General features: G+C 71.8%; 16 protein-coding genes and 1 pseudogene. 9 read left to right on the top strand and 8 right to left on the bottom strand.

Annotation, left to right across the window (positions count from 1 at the left end):
• Nucleotides 1–516: 516 nt before the first annotated feature.
• Both AB0B35_RS20410 and AB0B35_RS20415 read right to left on the bottom strand, forming a co-directional pair.
• On the bottom strand, nt 517–1,935 hold the full coding sequence (locus AB0B35_RS20410) for a hypothetical protein (protein WP_361047642.1): 1,419 nt from the start codon (nt 1,933–1,935) through the stop codon (nt 517–519).
• A gap of 30 nt (nt 1,936–1,965) precedes the next feature.
• On the bottom strand, nt 1,966–2,634 hold the full coding sequence (locus tag AB0B35_RS20415) for a helix-turn-helix domain-containing protein (RefSeq protein WP_361047645.1): 669 nt from the start codon (nt 2,632–2,634) through the stop codon (nt 1,966–1,968).
• A gap of 115 nt (nt 2,635–2,749) precedes the next feature.
• On the opposite strand from AB0B35_RS20415, the gene AB0B35_RS20420 reads away from it, so the two are divergent.
• On the top strand, nt 2,750–3,703 hold the full coding sequence (locus AB0B35_RS20420; protein WP_361047890.1) for an NAD(P)-dependent alcohol dehydrogenase: 954 nt from the start codon (nt 2,750–2,752) through the stop codon (nt 3,701–3,703).
• A gap of 100 nt (nt 3,704–3,803) precedes the next feature.
• Here the strand turns inward: AB0B35_RS20420 and AB0B35_RS20425 are convergent, their stop codons facing one another.
• On the bottom strand, nt 3,804–5,003 hold the full coding sequence (locus AB0B35_RS20425) for a cyanophycinase (RefSeq protein WP_360540505.1): 1,200 nt from the start codon (nt 5,001–5,003) through the stop codon (nt 3,804–3,806).
• 259 nt (nt 5,004–5,262) lie between these two features.
• On the opposite strand from AB0B35_RS20425, the gene AB0B35_RS20430 reads away from it, so the two are divergent.
• From AB0B35_RS20430 to AB0B35_RS20455, 6 genes are all read left to right on the top strand, one after another.
• Nucleotides 5,263–6,687: a pre-peptidase C-terminal domain-containing protein gene (locus tag AB0B35_RS20430; protein ID WP_361047648.1), complete on the top strand. Its 1,425-nt coding sequence runs from the start codon at nt 5,263–5,265 to the stop codon at nt 6,685–6,687.
• Between the two features lie 76 nt (nt 6,688–6,763).
• Nucleotides 6,764–7,624: a MurR/RpiR family transcriptional regulator gene (locus AB0B35_RS20435; protein WP_360540501.1), complete on the top strand. Its 861-nt coding sequence runs from the start codon at nt 6,764–6,766 to the stop codon at nt 7,622–7,624.
• 86 nt (nt 7,625–7,710) lie between these two features.
• Nucleotides 7,711–8,661, top strand: coding sequence for an ABC transporter substrate-binding protein (locus AB0B35_RS20440; RefSeq protein ID WP_361047651.1), 951 nt, complete (start codon nt 7,711–7,713; stop codon nt 8,659–8,661).
• Nucleotides 8,662–8,726: 65 nt separating this feature from the next.
• Nucleotides 8,727–9,596 carry an amino acid ABC transporter permease gene (locus AB0B35_RS20445; protein WP_360540498.1) on the top strand — a complete coding sequence of 290 codons (870 nt, stop codon included), beginning with the start codon at nt 8,727–8,729 and terminating at the stop codon, nt 9,594–9,596.
• Nucleotides 9,593–10,354, top strand: a complete 762-nt coding sequence (locus tag AB0B35_RS20450; RefSeq protein ID WP_360540496.1) for an amino acid ABC transporter ATP-binding protein — start codon at nt 9,593–9,595, stop codon at nt 10,352–10,354. Before AB0B35_RS20445 ends, AB0B35_RS20450 begins: the two co-directional genes overlap by 4 nt.
• Entirely contained in the window at nt 10,351–11,499 is a 1,149-nt protein-coding gene (locus AB0B35_RS20455) for a M20/M25/M40 family metallo-hydrolase (RefSeq protein ID WP_361047654.1), read from the top strand. Before AB0B35_RS20450 ends, AB0B35_RS20455 begins: the two co-directional genes overlap by 4 nt.
• Nucleotides 11,500–11,562: 63 nt before the next feature.
• Here AB0B35_RS20455 and AB0B35_RS20460 read toward each other — a convergent pair whose 3' ends face one another.
• Both AB0B35_RS20460 and AB0B35_RS20465 read right to left on the bottom strand, forming a co-directional pair.
• Nucleotides 11,563–12,147: an NIPSNAP family protein gene (locus AB0B35_RS20460; RefSeq protein ID WP_361047658.1), complete on the bottom strand. Its 585-nt coding sequence runs from the start codon at nt 12,145–12,147 to the stop codon at nt 11,563–11,565.
• On the bottom strand, nt 12,144–12,587 hold the full coding sequence (locus tag AB0B35_RS20465; RefSeq protein ID WP_361047661.1) for an Rrf2 family transcriptional regulator: 444 nt from the start codon (nt 12,585–12,587) through the stop codon (nt 12,144–12,146). The genes AB0B35_RS20460 and AB0B35_RS20465 overlap by 4 nt, the downstream gene beginning before the upstream one ends.
• Before the next feature lie 189 nt (nt 12,588–12,776).
• On the opposite strand from AB0B35_RS20465, the gene AB0B35_RS20470 reads away from it, so the two are divergent.
• Nucleotides 12,777–14,282: a methyltransferase domain-containing protein gene (locus tag AB0B35_RS20470; RefSeq protein ID WP_361047664.1), complete on the top strand. Its 1,506-nt coding sequence runs from the start codon at nt 12,777–12,779 to the stop codon at nt 14,280–14,282.
• Entirely contained in the window at nt 14,279–16,024 is a 1,746-nt protein-coding gene (locus tag AB0B35_RS20475; RefSeq protein WP_361047667.1) for a hypothetical protein, read from the top strand. Before AB0B35_RS20470 ends, AB0B35_RS20475 begins: the two co-directional genes overlap by 4 nt.
• 47 nt (nt 16,025–16,071) lie before the next feature.
• Here the strand turns inward: AB0B35_RS20475 and AB0B35_RS20480 are convergent.
• The 3 genes and pseudogenes from AB0B35_RS20480 to AB0B35_RS20490 form a co-directional block, all read right to left on the bottom strand.
• Nucleotides 16,072–16,335 (bottom strand): annotated as a pseudogene (locus AB0B35_RS20480) (FBP domain-containing protein); the annotation flags it as partial.
• Nucleotides 16,336–16,399: 64 nt separating this feature from the next.
• A complete protein-coding gene (locus tag AB0B35_RS20485) occupies nt 16,400–18,271 on the bottom strand; it encodes a hypothetical protein (protein ID WP_361047670.1) in 1,872 nt (623 codons plus the stop codon).
• A complete protein-coding gene (locus AB0B35_RS20490; protein ID WP_361047673.1) occupies nt 18,256–19,014 on the bottom strand; it encodes an ABC transporter ATP-binding protein in 759 nt (252 codons plus the stop codon). Before AB0B35_RS20490 ends, AB0B35_RS20485 begins: the two co-directional genes overlap by 16 nt.
• Nucleotides 19,015–19,037: the final 23 nt, after the last annotated feature.

Genomic DNA, 19,037 nt, shown 5'->3' on the forward strand with positions numbered 1-19,037 from the left:
CGATTGACGCGGCGATTCGCCTGCCTTCGGTGCGGCCGGGCAGTCGCGCCGGCGCCCTGGGCGCGGCTGCTCGAAGACGTCGCGTAGCCACCTGAGTTGTTTCTGCTCGTGCGCACGGTGCCCGCCCTCATGGCCGCCGTAGCGGTACACCTCCAGCGCTTTGGCCCCGCGGTAGGCGCCGAAGGCGGCCTCGACACCGGCTGGGTGAGGTTCGTCAGGTAGAACAGGCCCACCGCGCGGTCATCGGCGCTGCGGTTGACGTGGGTTTCCCCGCTGTACCGGGGAGCCGCCGTGGCGATGTTCCTGTCCGGCTCGGGTTCTCGGCTGCCGCGCCGGGGGTCTTGGCGCCGCGGCGATCGGCCTGCCGCTGGTGTTTCTCCTCCCGAGCGCCCTCGCCCTGCTCGCGGTGCTCGGTCTGGCCACCATGTCGCGCTCGCTCGGGCGGGACACATGAGCTGTTCGGGCGCGGCAACGGTCACCATCGGACCGGATCACGGCTGCGCGGTCAGGTGTCGGTCAGCCCGTGACTTCGCCGTCGAACAAGGTCGGCTGGGCGAAGGTGAGTTGGGTGTATGGCTTGGTGTTGCGTTTGCGGCTGTGCGCGCGCTGATGGCGGGCCTTGGCCGACTCCCTGCTGCTCTCGATCGCCACGACCATGCTCGAGCCGGCAGCCGTACGTTCGATCACCAGGTCCAGCAACTGGTCTCGGGTGACGCCGACGGTTCCCGCAAGACCGTTCCTGACCAACTCGATGAACTGCGTATTGACGATGTGGCGGGCTACCTGCGGATAACCGAGGTGGCGTTGCTCGTCGTCGCCGGTGCAGGCGTCTTCGAGCAGCAGCCGAACATAGCTTACTGGCAGGTACATTCCGGGCGCGAGTCCGTCGACCTGTAGCCCGCTGTCGCTTTGCGGCCAGTAGGCCAGCTTCAGGAAGCAGGGGTCGCCGGCGAGCCTCCAGTCGTCGGGGCCCTGCGCCGACCTGCTGAGGCTCGCGACCTTCTCCAAACGCGTCAGTTGGCTGCGCAGACGGGCATCGACCAGCGTAAAGCGCTTGACCGGGTCGATCCTCTTGTACTGCACCAGGACGAAACTCTCAGTCGGCTGGTAGTAGTAGAGCATGTCGGTGCCGGTGCGGTGCTCGACGCCGATGGCATTGACATTTGCGATCTCCAGCTGCCGACCTTCATTGTCGCGAAGCACGTGAATGTGGCAACGCGCTCCCGGCTCGTTTGCCAACTGCGCTGCCATGTCGAATGCGACGCCTGCCGCACGAATGTCGTGCTCGATGAGGCTGTGCTCCGGCGGCTGCGGAATCACCCCGGCGAGGTAGGGATCATCCCGCCCCGGCGGGCGATCCCAGGCTGCCACTGCGGAGGGCGGAAAGCCCGCAATGCGAACGACGGTGCGTGTCGCGTCCTGCTGCTCCTGCCACGACTGGTCGGCCGGAGAATCGTCGAAAACCACCTGGTTGGCCTGGGCCAGAAGCCAATCGAGCAACGGACCGAGCTCCGGATGACCTTCTCGTAGCAAGCCCTCGACTGCAGACCACACGTCGCGGTCACATTCGCCGACGGCACCTCGCGGAGCATCACGGTCAGCGTCAGACGCCAGTCCCTTCGGAAGGCGGTCGAGGAGGTTGCCGACGGGACCTTCCCAATAAATCGTCTGCATGCATTCGCGAAGTGGCTCGATCGTGATGCTTCGGTCGACCGGCCCGACGATGTTGTGACGTGCTCGAACTCCCAGGAACTGCAACCGCCGGGGACCGCCGACCCCGCTCTCGGTCAGTACGAGAACCACAGGTGGACCTGCCGAGTCCACACCAACGGGCTGCTGGCCGCGACGCAGGGCGACAGTCAGGCGTTGTTCGATCCGAAGCTGGCCGACGGTCGATGCTGCCTCGTCCGCGGTCAAGGAAACGAAGTACGCCACCCGACGAGGCTACGTGACACTGTCGGCCGCTCAGCCGGATCCGCCCGTGCGGGGCTGGTGCACGTGGTGCAGGCGCAGGCGCGGCGGCGGGGGCAGCGGCCGAGTGTGTCCCGCCGCGAACGACTGCAGCAGGTACGCCACCAGCCGCCGTGACGCGGCCGGGGCCTGGCCCGCGGGTGCGGCGACGATGACCGCGTCGTTGGCGACCAGCAGCAGCATCAGGTCCGCGACGGCGAAGTCGGGGCGCAGCGCCCCTGCCGCCACGGCCCGATCGATCAGCCGCACGAACCCGTCCTCGGCGCGGGCCCGCGCCTGTTCGTGATCGACCGCGTCCGGGTATGCGGTCAGGAACGCGGCGGTGAAGCCGCGGTCGGCGGCCTGCATGGCGGACACCTTGGTCACGAGCGTGCAGAACCCGCGCCACGGGTCCTCGTCGGCGAACGCCTCGTCGGCCACCGCCGCGCAGGCCTGGAACCGGTCGGCGAAGACTTCGGTGACCAGCTGCTCGCGGGTGGGGAAGTGCCGGTAGAGGGTTGCCATGCCGACCCCGGCGCGGCGGGCGATCGCCGCCATGGGCACGTCGAACCCGGCCGTGGCGAACGCCTCGCCGGCCGCCTGGAGCAGCCGGGCCCGGTTGCGTGCCGCGTCGGAGCGGGGGCGGCCTGGGGCGGCGGGCAACCGAGAAGATCGCGTGCTCATCCTCCTCACTTTAGCTTAAACGGATTGCCCTGTCCGTTTGAGCGGCTAGCGTCGTCCCGCGTGAGCTCCCGGAATGTCCGGGTCACAGTGACAGGAAGGCAAGCCAGTGGCACAGATGCGCGCCGCGCTCTACGACAGGTACGGCCCGCCCGAGGTGCTGTACGAAGGCAACGTCGCACGACCGGCGGCCGGACCCGGCCAGGTGCTCGTGCGGGTGCGCGCCACCAGCGTCAACGGCGGCGAGCTTTACGGCAGGGCGGGCCGGGTCAAGGCGGTCACGGGCCTGCTCGTCGGGCGGGGTTTCCCCAAGCAGTTGGGCCTCGACCTGGCGGGCCGGATCGAGGCCCTCGGCAGCGGCGTGACCGGCCTTTCCATCGGCCAGCCCGTGTGGGGCGTCAGCCGCGCGATGAACGCGGCGGCCGAGTACGCGGCCATCGCCGCCGACCGGGTGGCCCCGATCCCGGACGGATTGACGTTCGAGCAGGCCGCAGCGCTGGCCGGGGTCGGCACCACGGCGGTGACGGCACTGGTGGACAAGGCGGGGCTGCGGCAGGGGGAACGGCTGCTGGTCCGCGGTGCCGCGGGCGGGGTCGGCAGCATCGCGGTGCAACTCGGCCGGTCATTGGGCGCGCACGTGACCGCGCTGGCCGGCGCGCGGACCTTCGACCTGGTACGGGATCTCGGCGCGCACGAGTGCATCGACTACCGGGCGGTGACACCCGGCGACCTCGGCCGGTTCGACGTGGTCGTGGACACGGTCGGTACGCAGCTGCGGGCCTACCGGAGCCGGCTGACGGGCGGCGGCCGGATGGTCGCGATCTCGTTCGACCTCGATCGCGTGGTCGCGTCACTGGGATACGTGGCCGCCTCGGCGGTGCACGGTTCGCGGCGGGTGCGGTTCTTCAGCGGCAATCCGCGCCGCGCCGACCTGGACCGGCTCGCGGCGTTGGTGGCGCGGGGCGCGGTGCGGCCGGTCGTGGACCGGGTCTTCCCGCTGGCTGACATCGCGGGCGCGCACCGGGCACTGGAGGACGGCGGCGTACGCGGCAAGATCGTCGTCTCGATCTGACGCCGACGGGTGGACCGTGCCCGTCATGCGTCGACGCCGGCCGGCACGCCCTGGTGAGGGCGGGTCCGGCGCGCGATGGCGAGCCGGACCCGTTCCCCCGTCAGGCCTGCCGGATGTGGACGGCGAGGCCCTGGAACGCGGCCGCGGTGTGGCCGTCGGCGGTGTACGCGGCGAATCCGCGGTGCTTGGCCAGCGTCACCGCGAACCGCGGGTCCTGCTGGCGGGTGTATCCGATGGCACTGCGGTCGCGGGAACCGGCCAGTTCCAGGGCGAGCGCGGTCGCGACGTCGTCACCGAAGATGTCGTCGCTGTCGGCGACGGCCTGCGTGCCGTCGGGGCGCAGCTCGCGTAGCGTGTTCGGCACGCGGATGCGCCAGTCGGCGGGGGAGTAGGTGAAGCCCGCGGTCAGGTGGCTCCAGCGCACGCCGTCGCGCAGGTCGAGCACGTTGATGCCGCCGGCGCCCAGCACACGGCCGCGCTCGTCGCGGCTGCCCGGGTCGGTGACCAGCAGCGCGGTGTTCGGGTCCAGGCCGTAGACCCGGTCGTGGCCGGTGTCTTTCGCGAGCTGGACGGCGCGGCCGAGGCGGGCGTACGCGGAGAAGTGGGTATCGATCAGCCCGGAGCGCAGGAACCCGAACCCGCCCGCGGGCCAGTAGCCGCTGGTGTTCGGGTCGTCGAAGTAGCCCGGCAACGCGCCGTCGCGCAGGGCTTCATAGCTCTCGCCGCCGGTGACCATGTCGGCGCCCTGCTGGATCTGGGCTCCGGCGCTGCTGCCGGCGATGACGGCGCCCGCGGCGTGGCTGCGGCGGATCGCGGCCAGCACGAGGGTGTCGGTGTGGGCGTCGCCGTGCAGCAGGGTGGTGATGTAGCGGAACTGGTCGCCGCCGCCGAAGAAGAAGCCGGTGCAGCCGGCGGCCAGCGCGGCGACGGCGGGATCGTCGGCGGCGTCGAGGCGGTCGAGGTCGACGGGGATCCAGACGGCTTCGCCGGCGCCGTGGGAGCGCAGCAGGTCGGCGTAGTACTGCCCGTTGGTCTCGCTGTTGACCGCGTCGGGGGAGCCGGCGTCGGGGTCCTGGCTGGGCGGGACGGAGGCGGCGGTGAGTACGCCGATGCGGGCGGTCGCGCCGCCAGCGCGGCGGACGATCTCGCCGTAGATCTCGGTGTTGTCGTCGGCCAGCGAGCCGCCGACGAGGATCAGCGGGCCGCGGCAGGCCTTGGCGGCGGCGGGTGCGGCGGGGCCGAACGCGGTGAGGGCGGCTGCGCCGAGGGCTCCGGCTAGGACAGTGCGTCTGCGGGTCATGGGGTGCCTCCCGGGGGATGGGAGGCTCCGCCCGCCGCCGCGTGGTGGGAACTGGGTTTCCAAACGGCGGGCGGAGCCGGACTGGGTGTCGGCGCCAGGTGGGCGACGCGAGAGCACGTTACAAGAGCTTGTACTCATAGTCTAGATGTAATGCATGTTACGAGTTCGTAAGTAATAGGAACTACACATGTACAAGAATTGGCCGTGTCTGTACTGTGCGTTACATCACCAGCGTGGTGGGATCCGTCGAGGAGGATCTATGCCCCCCATGTCCCGCCTGGCCGCCGCGACAGCCGTCGCCGTGCTGGCAGGCACCCTGATCGGCACCCCGGCGCACGCCGCCGTGACTCGGGTCCGCCAGGGCAGCGCCACCGACGTCAGCCGCACCACCTGGTCCGGCCCGGCGTACACGATGAACGGCTCCGGCGGGGTCGTCACGGCGACCATGACCAAGGCGATCGACGCGATCCGCGGCGGCAGCGGCAGCATCGACGTCGCGGTATTGGCCGGATCCGCGCCCACCTCGGGCAGCAAGACCCCCGAGTGCGACACCATCGTGGGGCTGGCCAACGTCAACTCCTGCACGACGCTGACCCTGACCAGCGCCAACGACGGCAACAACACCCAGGTCAACACCGACATCCGCAACGCCGAGTTCGTCTACTTCGCCGGCGGCGACCAGTGCCGCTACGCGAACTGGAAGGGCACCTCGCTGCGGGCCTCGGTGCAGTCGGTGGTCGCCAAGGGCGGCGGTGTCGGCGGCGGCAGCGCCGGGCACCACATCAACAGCGACGTCGTCTACGACGCCTGCACCGGCAGCGTGCTCTCGTCGGAGGCCCTGGCCGACCCGTACGACAGCTACATCAGCTTCACCACCGGCATGTTCGAGTGGCCGCACTACGCCGACACGGTCAACGACTCGCACTTCGTCGCCCGCGACCGGATGGGCCGGCTGATGGCCTTTGTCGCCCGATCCATCAAGGACGGACTGGTCAGCGGCGGCTCGGCCTGGGGCGTCGGGGTCGAGGAGGGGGCGTCGCTGTTCATCGACGCGGCGGGCAAGGCGACGCTGAGCGGCCCGAGCGCATATGTCGTGCTAGGCGACCACCAGCCCGAACGAGCCTCGGCCGGGCAGTCGCTCAGCTTCTCCAACTTCAAGATCTGGAAGCTGACCGGCGGCCAGACCTACGATTTCGCCAACCGTCCGACCTGCGGCTATTACCTGCGCAGCGTCACCAACGGGGTGGCCGAGTCCAACCTGTACAACGGCACGCCGCTCACCTCCTGCCCGCCGCCCGGCGGCGGCGGCGGGGGCGGGTCCAGCTACGCCGAGTTCGAGCCGAACGACTCCCGCTCGGCCGCCAACAGCATCGCGTCGCTGACCTATCCCGCGACCGTCACCGGGAACATGGGCAGCAGTTCCGACCGTGACTACTTCGCCACCACCCTGGCCTCCGGCCAGACCATCACCGTGAACTGCGCGATCCCGTCGGCCTACGACGCCGACCTGTACCTGCTCAACTCCTCCGGCAGCACCCTGGTCCGCTCGGTCAACGACGGCGCCGGAGCCGACGAGTCGCTGACCTACACCCGCACGGCCTCGGGCAGCGCCACCGTCTACGTGGAGCTGGAGTCCTACTCCGGCTCCGGCTCGGCGGCCTACTCCTGCACCGTGACCAAGTGACCGGCGTCCCCGCCCGGCGCGCGCCGGGCGGGGACCCCTGCCCGGGCGTGGCTACGCTGTGCGGCGGAGGTGGCAGATGACCGCAGTCGAGCACGGCGTCGCCGGGATGATCCATGCCCGGCTGGGCGAGTGCAGCCCGGCCGAGCGCCGAGTGGCCCGGGTGCTGCTGGCGGCGTACCCCGCAGCCGCATTGGAGACGGTGGCGGTGCTGGCCGAGCGGGCCGGGGTGAGCGGGCCGACGGTGCTGCGCTTCGTCAACCGGCTGGGGTTTCGCGGGCATCCCGAGTTCCAGAAGGCGGTGCGCGACGAGCTCGCCGAACGTGACACCTCCCCGCTGGCCGCCTACACCGCCGAACCGCCGACCGCGCCCGGTGGGGCGCTGGAACGCGCGCGGCGGGTGCTGCCCCAGGCTGTCGAGGCCACCCTGGCCGAGCTGCCCGAATCGGAGGTGGAGGCGGCGGTGCGGCTGCTGGCCGACCCGCAGCTGCGCGTCACCGGCCACGGCGGGCGCTTCTCCGCGCTGCTGGCCCACTACCTCGTGATGCACCTGGTGCAGGTCCGCGGCAACAGCCGGCTGCTGCCCGCGGGGCAGGTCGAGCGGGCCGGCCTGCTGGCCGAGCTGGGCCGTCGGGACCTGCTGGTGCTGTTCGACTACCGCCGCTACGAGCAGCCCACGCTGCGGCTGGCGCAGGCGGCCAAGGAGCACGACGCGAAGATCATCCTGTTCACCGACCGGTGGCTGTCGCCGGTCGCGGGCGTCGCCGACGTGGTGCTGCCCAGCCGGGTGGACTCGCCGTCGGCGTACGACAGTTTCGTGCCCACGGTCGCGGTGCTGGAGACCCTGATCGACGGGGTGATCGCCAGGCTGGGTCCGGCTGCGGGGGAGCGGCTCACCTCCATCGAGACGGCGGCGCAGCGGTACGGCCTGCTCGAATGATCTTGTTACATCAAAACGTAACTTCACAATTTCTGTAACGCCTATTACAGTCCCCGGTACTGAGTTTCAGTAACCGGGAGGACTTCATGCGTTCGCGCCGTTTCGCCCTGTCCACCGCCGCGCTCGCGGCCGTCGCGCTCGCCGCGGCCGCCTGCGGCACCACCGACACCCCGACCACCGGCAACTCCGCGGCAGCCGCGACCGTCACCGTCGCGATCACCGGCGTCGGCGACGTCACCACCGACGCCAAGGTCGCTGCCAAACTGCCCGCCGACTTCCGCGGCAAGGGCGCCATCACCATCGCCACCAACGCCCCCTACGAGCCGTTCATCGACTTCAAGGCCGAGGGCAACACCACCGAGTTCAAGGGCCTGGACTACGACCTGCTCACCGCCGCCGCCGCGCGGCTGGGCCTGACGGCCCAGTGGAGCCAGCAGCCGTTCGACGGCCTCGTGCCCGGCCTGCAGGCCGGCAAGTACGACGCCATCGCCGGTGGCATCACCGACAAGAAGGAGCGCCAGCAGGTCGCCACCTTCGTCGACTACTCCGCCTCGGGCACCGGTTTCCTCGTCACCAAGGGCAACCCCAAGTCCATCAACGACGTCACCGGGCTGTGCGGGCGCACCGTCGCCGTGCAGAAGGCCAGCAACCAGGCCAAGCACCTGGCCGAATACAGCAAGACCGGCTGCGCCGGCAACGCGATCACCGTCAAGGAGTACCCGGAGAACCCGCAGGCCGTGCAGGCCCTGCTCGCCGGAACCGTCGACGCCGTCGCCGCGACCAAGGTCAACCTCGTCGACACCGAGCAGCAGCTCAAGGACAAGGTCCAGCTCGCCGCCGACGCCCAGAACCCCAACGGCTGGCTGGCCAGCCCCAACGGCTTCGGCTTCCTCAAGTCCCGCGCCGACCTCGCCCAGGCGTTCCAGGCCGCGGTGCAGTCCCTCATCGACGACGGCACCTACGCCAAGATCCTCGCCCAGTACGAGCAGAAGGAGATCGGCCTGGTCACCGCGACCATCGACCAGGCCATCGACTGACCGCCCGCCCACGGGTGGCGGGCACTCACCGCCCGCCACCCGCGCCAACCGAGGGAACCCCACCGATGACAACCGACACCCCACCGCCGATCAAGGCCGTGCCGGTACGCCACCACGGCCGCTGGATCGCCGCCGCCGTCGTGCTGCTGCTGGCCTACCAGGTCGGTTCGGCCCTGCTCAGCAGCCCCAACCTCGAACCGCACACCATCGGCGAATACCTGTTCAAAGACTTCGTCCTCGAAGGTGTACGCACCACTCTGCTGCTCACCGTGATCGCCATGCTGCTGGGCACCGCGGGCGGCGTGCTGCTCGCCGTCATGCGCCTGTCGGCCAACCCGGTGCTGCGTGTGTCGGCCGCGGCGTTCGTCTGGTTCTTCCGCGGCACCCCGCTGCTGGTCCAGATCGTCTTCTTCGGCTTCCTCGGCGCCCTGCTGCCCCGGTTGACCATCACGATCCCGTTCACCGGCATCGCGGTCTTCGACCAGCCGACCAACGCCGTCATGGTCGGCATCGTGCCCGCGGTGCTCGCGCTGTCGCTCAACGAGATGGCCTACGCCGCCGAGATCGTGCGCGCCGGCATCCTCGCCGTCGACAAGGGACAGACCGAAGCCGCCCACGCCCTGGGCATGAAACCCGGCCTCACCATGCGCCGCATCATCCTGCCGCAGGCCATGCGCGTGATCGCCCCGCCGATGGGCAACGAGGTCATCACGATGCTCAAGTCCACCGCCCTCGTGTCGGTCATCGCCGGCCGCGACCTGATGACCGCGGTGCAGACCGTGTACGCGCAGAACTACAAGGTCATCCCGCTGCTGGCCGTCGCCGCGATCTGGTACCTGGCCCTGGTCAGCGTCCTGTCGGTGGTGCAGTGGTTCGTCGAACGGCGCTTCGGCCGCGGCCACCGCGCCACCAGTGGGGGAGGAATGTTCCGGTGACCGCGATGATCAAAGCCGAGGGAGTGCGCAAGAGCTTCGGGCAACTGGAGGTCCTGTCCGGCATCGACCTGCAGGTCGACAAGGGGCAGGTGTGCTGCCTGCTCGGCCCGTCCGGGTCCGGCAAGTCCACGTTCCTGCGCTGCGTCAACCACCTGGAGACCGTCACCGCCGGGCGGCTGTGGGTCGACGGCGACCTCGTCGGCTACCGCCAGCGCGGCGACCGCCTGCACGAACTGCGCGAGTCCGAGGTCGCCGAACGCCGCCGCGACATCGGCATGGTGTTCCAGCGGTTCAACCTGTTCCCGCATCTGACCGCCCTGGGCAACGTCGTGGAGGCCCCGGTGCACGTGCTGCGCGAACCGAAAGCGGCAGCCCGGCAGCGGGCACTGGACCTGCTCGACCGGGTCGGCCTGGCCGACAAGGCCGACGCCTACCCGGCCATGCTGTCCGGCGGGCAGCAGCAGCGCGTCGCCATCGCCCGCGCCCTGGCGATGCGGCCCAAGCTGATGCTGTTCGACGAGCCCACCTCCGCGCTGGACCCGGAACTCGTCGGCGAGGTCCTCGACGTCATGCGCGGACTCGCCGCCGACGGCATGACCATGCTGGTGGTCACCCACGAGATGGGCTTCGCCCGCGAGGTCGCCGACACGGTCGTGTTCATGGACGGCGGCGTCGTCGTCGAAGCCGGCACCCCCGAGCAGGTCCTCGGCGACCCGCGCCACGACCGCACCCGCGCGTTCCTGGCGAAGGTCCTGTGAACGCCGCCGCTTTGCGCGCCGCCGCCCAGGCCCGCTACCCGGCGTTCCTGGCGAGGCTCGCCGAACTCGTCGAGATCGACTGCGGGTCGCGGCAGGTCGCCGGCCTGCGCCAGGTCGCCGCCCGGTTCAGCGGGTACGCCGCCGACGCCGGGCTCGACGTCACGGTGGTGCCGATCCACGACGACACCGCCGTGCCGCTCGGCGACGCCGTGGTGGCCCGGCTGTCCGGCCGCGGAACCCGGCGCATCCTGCTCGCAGCGCACCTCGACACCGTGTTCCCGCCCGGCACCGCCGCCGCCCGGCCGCTGACCGTCGACGGCGCCACCGGCCGCGCGTACGGTCCCGGCGTCTGCGACGACAAGGGCGGGCTGCTGGCGGGGCTCGCCGCGATCGAGACCCTCCTCGCGCTGCGTGCCGACGGTTTCGGCGAGCTGGCGCTGGTCGCCACCCCCGACGAGGAGATCGGCTCCATCGGCAGCCGGCCGCTGCTGGCCGGGCTCGCCGAGCAGGCGGACGCGATCCTGTGCCTGGAATGCGCCCGCGACAACGGCGATCTCGTCTCGGCCCGCAAAGGCGTCGCCGACGTCGAGATCGACCTGCACGGCCGGGCCGCCCACGCCGGCATCGAACCCGAGCGCGGCGCCAACGCCGCGCTGGCCGCCGCGCACCTGACCGTGGCGCTGCAACGCCTCACGGGTGTCAACGTCGGCGTGCTCCAGGCCGGCACCCGGCCCAACGTGGTGGCCGACCGGGCGCGCCTGGTCGTCGACGTGCGCGCGGCCGAACCGGCCGCCTACGAGGCGGCGCTGGCCGACATCACCCGGCTGGCCGGCAGCCCGCTCGTCGACGGGGTCACCGCCACCGTGCGGGTTGTCGCGCCGACCCCGCCGTGGTCCGGCGGACCCGGCACGGCGGCGCTGCTGCGCGCCGCCGAGCAGGTCGGCGGCGAACTGGGCCTGACCGTCACCCACGCCGCCACCGGCGGCTGCGCCGACGCGAACCTGCTGGCCGAGTCGGGTGTGGCCGTGCTCGACGGGCTCGGGCCGGTCGGCGGCGGCGACCACGGCCTGGACGAGTGGCTCGACCTCGACTCGGTCGTTCCGCGGGTCGCGCTGCTGGCGGGCCTCATCGACCGGATCAGCTGACCAGGACCTGCCCCGCGTCCCGGACGCGGGGCAGGCCGGTCTCACATGCCCCGCTGCCGGGTCTCAGTAGAGGCTGGAGCGGTGGGTGGGGCGCAGGCGGAAGGTCTCGGTCTTCACCACCTCCGCTGGGATGTCTGCCTGCAGCGGGGACCGGGCGAGCCAGACCAGCGCATGCTCGCCCTCGCGGACCGGCAGCCGGGGGAAGTCGTTCGCGGCGTACTCGGCCCGCAGCACCGCCAGCGTGTCGGTCGGGATCTCGGCTGGGTCGGGGAAGGGGCCGGCCCAGTACCAGATGGTCGCGTGCAGGATCGAATCGTGGTCAGAGGCGTCCCGGTCGAACACCGGCACCGGCTTGATCTCGCGGAGCAGTAGGACGTCGTCAGAGTCGACCATCGTCGCGTTCGCCGCCGGTCCGTGCTCCGCCCACACCGGGCCGGAATAGAAGGCCGAAAGGCCGGTCCGGCGCGATGCCATGTCGGTGAATCCGCGCAGCCACACGAACTGATCGGGCCGGTCGAGGTCGCGGAACTGGCCCAGCACCGCCATCCCCAGGTCCTCCTGGGGGTGCACGAACTCGCGGTCGAACAGGTCGATCAACTCGTCGCGGCGTCCCTCATGCAGGGTGTAACGGCGCAGCTCGACGATCATGACAGGATCCTTTCCAGAACGTCGGCGACGGTCGAGCGGGCCAGCGCCGCCCGGAACGTGTCGGTCGCTTCGTCGTACAGGTCAGCGAGCACCGGACGGATGCCGCGTCCGACCGGGCACTCCAGGTTCGGTTCGGAGTGGTGCAGTGCGAGCAGCGGCTCCGGCGAGACGGCGAGCCACACGTCCAGCAGTGTGATCTGCGCTGCCGGCCGGCCGAGGGAGAAGCCTGCGCCGTTGCCGCGGCGGGCGCTCACCAGGCCCGCTCGCTGCAGGTCGCCGAGGCTGCGGCGGATGACGACCGCGTTCGTGTTGACGCTGGCGGCCACCTCCTCCGAGGTGAGCACCTCGCGTCCACGCCGCCTGGCCAGTTCCATCCATGCCAGCGCGTGGGCCGCGATCGTCACTCTGCTGTTGGCCGCCACCGGAGCAGTCTCGCTCACCCATGCCGTAGAAGCAACAAAGTTTGTTACGTTTGGTCTCCTCGCGCTGCGCCGCGATCCGCGGTGCGGTGTGGCCCATCCTGACCACCTACCGCCGCGAGATGAGCGTTCGCGTCACACGGCGCGTCACACGGTGCCCGGCGATCGTGGAACCTGCTGATGGAGTACCGGGCGAGGTGGAGTGGGCCGATGCGAGCGGACATGCAAGCAGATCCGAGATCGAACGCCGAGCCGGCGGTCCCGCGGGCCGCGTCCGGCGAGCAGGTCGTTTACCATGGCGCAGACGTCGGCAGTACGCCGCAGTGGAAGCTGCCCGACGAGGGCTGGGGCCGCAAGAGCGCCGACGCGGCGACGCTGCACGAGCCGCAGAACATCCGCGAGTACGTCACGATTCACCAGCACCTAGAAGTCGGCGGCGGCACGCGCCTGCTGGACGTCGCCTGCGGCGCGGGCCTGGCGGTCGAGCTCGCCACGGCGCGGGGAGCGACGGCTGCGGGCATCGACGCGTCCGCGCGGCTGGTCGCCGTCGCCCGTGACCGCAGCAGTGGGGCCGATCTCAGGGTGGGCGACATGCGGGACCTTCCCTGGGCCGACGGCGCCTTCGATGTGGTGACCAGCTTCCGCGGGATCTGGGGCACCACACCCGAAGTCCTCGCCGAGGTGCGTCGGGTGCTGCGGCCCGGCGGGCTGCTGGGCATGACGGTCTGGGGCCACGTCAAGGCCTCGCCCGGGGCTTGGGCGTTGCGTCCGTTCCTGTGGGCGGACGCATCCCGGGTCGCCCACCAGGCCGCGATGAACAGCCTGGGCAAACCCGGTGTCGGCGAGCAGTTGCTGGCAGGCCACGGGTTCGAGGCCGTCCGGCGGGTGGACGTGCCGTTCGTCTGGGAGTTCGCCGACCCCGAGTCCTACGCGCGGGCCATGGCCTGCACCGGGCCGGGATACGAGGCGATCCAGACCATTGGCGAGCAGCGTTTCCTCGATGATGCCGCCCAGCTGGCCGTGCAGCACGTCCGCGAGGGGCTGCCGCTGCGAGCGGAGATCAACCTCGTCGGCTTCATCGCCCGGAACCCGGCGACGCCCGGTGCCGGTTCGTCGTTTCTGGCCGAGCCGGTGCAACTGAGCGCCAGGGCGAGCGCCGCCTACGCCGACGACGAGGCCGAGTTAGGCTACGTCATGAACGCCACGCGGCTGTGGGCTCACGACATCGAGGCGATGGAGTCGCTGTTCAAAACCCTCGGCCGGGTCACCAGGACGGCCGGTCTGAGCGTGCGCGACCGGGGCATCCTGGTCACCGCGGCCACGTCGACGCTGGGCGACTCCTACTGCTCGCTGGCGTGGGGAGCCAAACTGGCGGCGGCGGCGTCCGACCAGGTCAGCGCCGGGGTCCTCACCGGCGACGACAGCCTCCTGGACGACCGGGAACGGGCGTTGGCGCGATGGGCCCGCCGGGTCGCCGCCGACCCGAACGCCACGACAGCCCCGGACGTGCAGCCGCTGCGCGAGGTCGGCTTCGACGAGGCGCAGATCATGGCGATCACCGCATATGTGGCGCTGCGGATCGCGTTCTCCACCGTCAACGACGCGCTGGGCGCGGTCCCCGACCGGCAGCTGCGGACCAGCACACCGCAGGCGGTGCTCGAAGCCGTGACGTTCGGCCGCGCACCCGCGCCCGCGGCGGGACCGGACAGCCCATGACGACCGTGGTCCGGCTGCTCGGCCCGCCGCAGATCGTCCAGGACGGCACGCCGGTCGGCGGCCCCCGCGGCCACAAGGCCTGGGGGCTGCTGGCCTTCCTGGCCCTGGCCGAGCGCCCGCCGAGCAGGCAGCGTCTGGTGTCGATGCTCTTCGAGCACGCCGAAGACCCGCGCGGCGCACTGCGATGGAACCTGGCCGAGATGCGCAGGGCGCTCGGCGGCCGGGTGACCGTCGGCCGGGACCCGCTGACCCTCGCCACCGATCACGACGTGTCCATCGACGTGATGGGTCTTGCCGCCCCCGGCCCGGCCGACGTCCTGCACGGGGAGCTGCTGGAGGGGCTCAGCTTCGACGACTCGCCCGCCTTCGACACCTGGCTCAGCGTGGAAAGGCAGCGGCTCGTCGCCGACTGCCGCGCCCTGGCCCACCGCCGGTCCGTCGAGCTGCTGACCGGCGGGCAGCCGCAGGCGGCGGCAGTGATCGCGGCACAGGCACTGGAGAACGACCGGCTCAACGCCGACCTGCACGCGGTCCTCGTCTCCAGCCTGACACGCTCCGGCGACCACGAGGCAGCACGCGCCCACCTGGCCCGATGCGCCGACCTGTACCGCCGTGAACTCGGTGCCGAGCTGCCCGCGGCCGTCGCCGCCGCGGCCGCGTGGGCACCGGCCGAGCCCGCTGCCAGCGCCGCCGCTGTCCGGTCCCTGCTCGACCTCGCGGACTCGTCGCTGTCCGCGGGCTCCGTGGCGGCCGGGCTCAGCCAGCTGCGCCGTGCCGTGGCGGGGGTGGCCGACACCGACCAGCACCTGTCCGGCCGGGCCCGCCTCGCCCTGGCGTCCGCTCTCATCCACTCCGACGGCGGCCGGGGCGGGGACGTCACCATGCTGCTGCACCAGGCACTTGTGCACGCCCACCGCGGCGGCGACCCGGCGATCGGGGCCGCCGCGTGCCGGGAACTGGCGTTCCTGGCCGTGCAGGCAGGACACCGGTCAGAGGTCGAGCACTGGCTGGGTCAGGCCGAAGCCTGGCACCCGACGGAGGCCGAATCCGCGCGGATTCTCGGCGTGCGCGGCATGAGTCTCAGCGACGCCGGCGCGTACGACGAGGCCCTGGCCGTGCTCGGCGCGTCCACCGACGCGGCCCGCGGCAGCGGCAACCGGCGGCAGCTCGCCTGGTCGCAGGCGATGATCGGCCGGGTCCGGCTGCTGCGGGGCGAAAACGCCCAGGCCGCCCACGTGCTCGATGAGGCGCTGGGCCACATCCGCGCGCAACGCTGGACCGCGTTCACTCCGTTTCCGCAGGCGTTGCGCGCCGAGGCAGCCGTCGGCCTGGGCGACGCCGCGACGGCACGCGAGCTGCTCGACTACGCCTGGGTCCAGACCGTCGAGTCCGGCGACCAGTGCTGGGTCGCGGTCGTCTCCCACGCCCAGGCCACTCTCGCGCTGCATGAAGGACGCGACGCGCTGGCCTGGTGCCGTACCGGCCTGGCGGCAGCGCCCTGGTATCTGTGGCCGCGAGCGCGCCTGATCGACCTGGCCGCCCGGCTCACCCTCGGCACCCGGGAAGGCGCCGAGCTGCTCGCCGAGCTGGAACGCGTCGCCGGCGCGGCCACGATGCGTGAGCTCACCGTGCGGGCGCTGATCCATCGCAGCCGTAGCGAAGGCGGGCAGCACCTGGCCCGTGCCCGCGCCATGGCAGCCGACATCGCCAACCCGGCCCTGGCCGCCGAGTTCGCTGTCTGATCCCGACGTGCGGTGTGCGGCCGGGCCGCTGGTGGCGTCCGCGGCCCGGTGCAGAACTCGCACATGCTCGACCGCATCAGGGTCCGGGGCGGCACGGTCGCGCTCAGCGCCAACCCGACGACGGTGGAGCCCATCGGCGTCACCAGGTATGCCCGACCGGGCGCTTTGGCGTCGCGCCAGCCGAGGAAGTCCAGTTCCGTCCAGGCGAGGTGCTCCGGCGGCGCGGGCAGCGTCAGCCGTTGGGCCTCGCCTTTCGAGGTGTTGGCCAGGCTGTTTCGGATCTCGGCTGCGGTCAGCGCTTGCACGATCATCCTGTCTGTTCGGTGGGCCGGGCCGGTGCGGCCCGGCTGCTGTCGTGACGTCCGGATGCGGGGTTCACCGCTCCGGCGTGACTCGATCCCGTGCTGCTGCGCGTTCCCATCGCCGCGACAATCCGGCTCCCAGCCACAGCAGGGCCACGCCCAGTACGGCCATCGCCGCGGCGACCGGTACCCGGTACGGATCGCCGAGGTGCAGGGCGAGGAACCACAGCTTGGTGTCGCTGCCTTGCCAGATCAGGTACAGCGGCACCAGCCCCTGCGGGAACAGCGGGATCCAGCACACGACCAACAGCACGGTGACCAGAGCCGACTGGCGTGGCGGCAGCTTGACCCGGCCGGTGCGGGCACCCGCTCTCGGGCCGGCCGTACCGCCGCCGGACATGCGTCCGAGCAGTTCGGGGCCGTGTTCACCCAGCCGCCGGTAGGCCGCCCGGCCCAGCCACCACGCGCCCGCGGCTCCCGTGACCAGCCCGACCGCAACCGCCGCCCAGCTCAGCAGCGGGCTGTCGGCGCGGTCGCCGAGCAACGCGACACCTGCCGCAGGGACCGCGGTCACCGGGACGACCACGAGCATCGCCAGGACCTGGCCGAAAATGTTGCCCGCGTCGAGCGGGTTGCCGCCGCGCCGGGCCGGTTCCGGGCCGGGCACGAGGAACACCACCGAGGTGTACGCGATCAGACCGGCCCCGCCGCCGAGCAGCGCCGCCAGTATCCCCAGCGTCCACGGCCACGTCCACGCGCCGCCGCCGAGCGCGGTCCCCGCCACGGTCAGCGCGAGCGCGACCGGCGCGACCTGGATCAGCCAGGCCAGTTGCCGTCCGCGTACGTCGGCGCGGATAGTGCCGGGGTCGACCAGGGTCAGCCACAGGGCGGTGCCGTCGAGGCCGTACAGGTTCGCCGACGTCGCCGCGGCCAGCACCGCGACGACGACACCGGCCCACGGCAGCAACCCGGTCCAGCCGATGGCCAGCGGCCACAGGGTGTAGACGAGCCCGAACCAGATCGCGAACCACCGCAGGTGCAGCCGCATCAGGTCACGCGACCATGTGCGCAGTTCCTTGGCAGCGACGCTGCCGACCGGCCCGGCCGCGTCCAGCCGGTCCAGGAGCGGTGTGCGGCCGCGGCGCGGACCGCGGTGCACCGGCCGGGTCGTGGTGCGCCGCAGCAGCAGCCGCGACCAGATCAGCACCGCGGCGGCCGGCAAGGCGACCAGCCCTGCGCCGGCGGCGGCCGCGAGCGGCCAGTCGCCGCGCGCGACCGCGTCGAGGCACACCAGTGCCCAGCCGGACGGCAGCACCCGCAACAGGGTCGAGAACCCGGCGGGCAGGCCCTGGTCGACGAGCCCGAACTGCACCGCTGCCCACAGCAGCACCCAGGACTGGTTCAGCGTCGCGTTCACCCCGGCGTTGACCAGTGCGGACAGTACGGCGCTGAGGCGGGAGCGCACGGCCAGCGCCATGGCCGCGAGCATCAACCGCGACAGCGCCACGACCATGGCGAGCTGCAAGGGCACCAGCACCAGCGCGACGGTGAACGCGGCCAGGCCCAGACCCGCGGCGTACACCACCAGGGCGCTGAACGCGACCAGGCTGATCAGCGGGCCGACGCCGACGAACGACACCGCCAGGAACCCGACGGCGACCCGCAGCGGCGGCAGCGGGATCAGCGCGAGCTGCTCCGGCCGGATCGCATCGTCGCCGCCGCCGGTGTAGACCGGGCCGAGCAGCCAGCCGAACAGCCACACCGCCAGGGCCGCCGCGAACAGGTCGGCCCGCAGCGCCGGGCCTGCCTCGGCGCCGGCGAGCATGAGCGTGGCCACGGCCAGGGCAAGGCCGGCCACGGTGCCGAGGAGCAGGCCCCCGGCGCGGGCGCCGCTGGTCGAGTTCGCCAGCACCCGCAGCTTCATCAGGATCAGGACACCAACCACGACGGGCTCCGCGTGAGATCGAGATCGGCGCCGACCAGCTCCACCAGCCGTTCCTCCAGCGTCGCTCCGGCCCGGACCCGGTCGAGTGGCCCGGCCGCGGCGATCCGGCCCCGGTGCACGATGGCGACGTGGTCGCACAGCTGCTCGACGGTGGCCATGACGTGGCTGGACAGCACGACCGTGCCGCCGATGGCGATGAACTGGCGCAGCATCGCGCGGATCGTCAGCGCGGACACCGGGTCGACGGCCTCGAACGGCTCGTCGAGCACCAGCAGTGACGGGCCGTGCAGCAAAGCCGCCGCCAGGCCGATCTTCTTGCGCATGCCGGTCGAATAGTCGATGACCAGCGTGCGGTCCGCACCCGCGAGATCGAGGATGGCCAGCAGCTCATCGGCACGGCCGGCCGCCACTCGCGGGGCGAGTCCGCGCAACCTGCCGAGGTAGGTCAGCAGCTCGCGGCCGGTGAGGCGTTCAGGCAGGGCCAGGCCGTCGGGAAGGACGCCGAGCCGGGAGCGGGCGGCGACGGCGTCGGCCCAGACGTCGAGGCCCTCGACGCGCACCGTGCCGCTGTCGGGGCGCAGCAGGCCGACCGCCATGGACAGGGTGGTGGTCTTCCCCGCACCGTTCGGTCCGACCAGGCCGAAGAACGAACCGGCGGGCACCCGCAGGCTGACGTCGTCGACGGCTGTCCGTTCCCCGAACCGTTTGCACAGGTTCACGATCTCCAACACGGGTGTCTGCACGTGCTCCCTCTCTGCGCCCGACT

This window comes from Catellatospora sp. NPDC049133, from assembly GCF_040648455.1.
Lineage (GTDB): Bacteria > Actinomycetota > Actinomycetes > Mycobacteriales > Micromonosporaceae > Catellatospora > Catellatospora aurea.

Coding starts and splice junctions, on each gene's coding strand:
- AB0B35_RS20425 (WP_360540505.1), bottom strand. CDS start 5,003: ATGACCCGCAGACGCACTGTCCTAGCCGGAGCCCTCGGCGCAGCCGCC.
- AB0B35_RS20445 (WP_360540498.1), top strand. CDS start 8,727: ATGACAACCGACACCCCACCGCCGATCAAGGCCGTGCCGGTACGCCAC.
- AB0B35_RS20460 (WP_361047658.1), bottom strand. CDS start 12,147: ATGATCGTCGAGCTGCGCCGTTACACCCTGCATGAGGGACGCCGCGAC.
- AB0B35_RS20440 (WP_361047651.1), top strand. CDS start 7,711: ATGCGTTCGCGCCGTTTCGCCCTGTCCACCGCCGCGCTCGCGGCCGTC.
- AB0B35_RS20475 (WP_361047667.1), top strand. CDS start 14,279: ATGACGACCGTGGTCCGGCTGCTCGGCCCGCCGCAGATCGTCCAGGAC.
- AB0B35_RS20470 (WP_361047664.1), top strand. CDS start 12,777: ATGCGAGCGGACATGCAAGCAGATCCGAGATCGAACGCCGAGCCGGCG.
- AB0B35_RS20435 (WP_360540501.1), top strand. CDS start 6,764: ATGACCGCAGTCGAGCACGGCGTCGCCGGGATGATCCATGCCCGGCTG.
- AB0B35_RS20415 (WP_361047645.1), bottom strand. CDS start 2,634: ATGAGCACGCGATCTTCTCGGTTGCCCGCCGCCCCAGGCCGCCCCCGC.
- AB0B35_RS20430 (WP_361047648.1), top strand. CDS start 5,263: ATGCCCCCCATGTCCCGCCTGGCCGCCGCGACAGCCGTCGCCGTGCTG.
- AB0B35_RS20420 (WP_361047890.1), top strand. CDS start 2,750: ATGCGCGCCGCGCTCTACGACAGGTACGGCCCGCCCGAGGTGCTGTAC.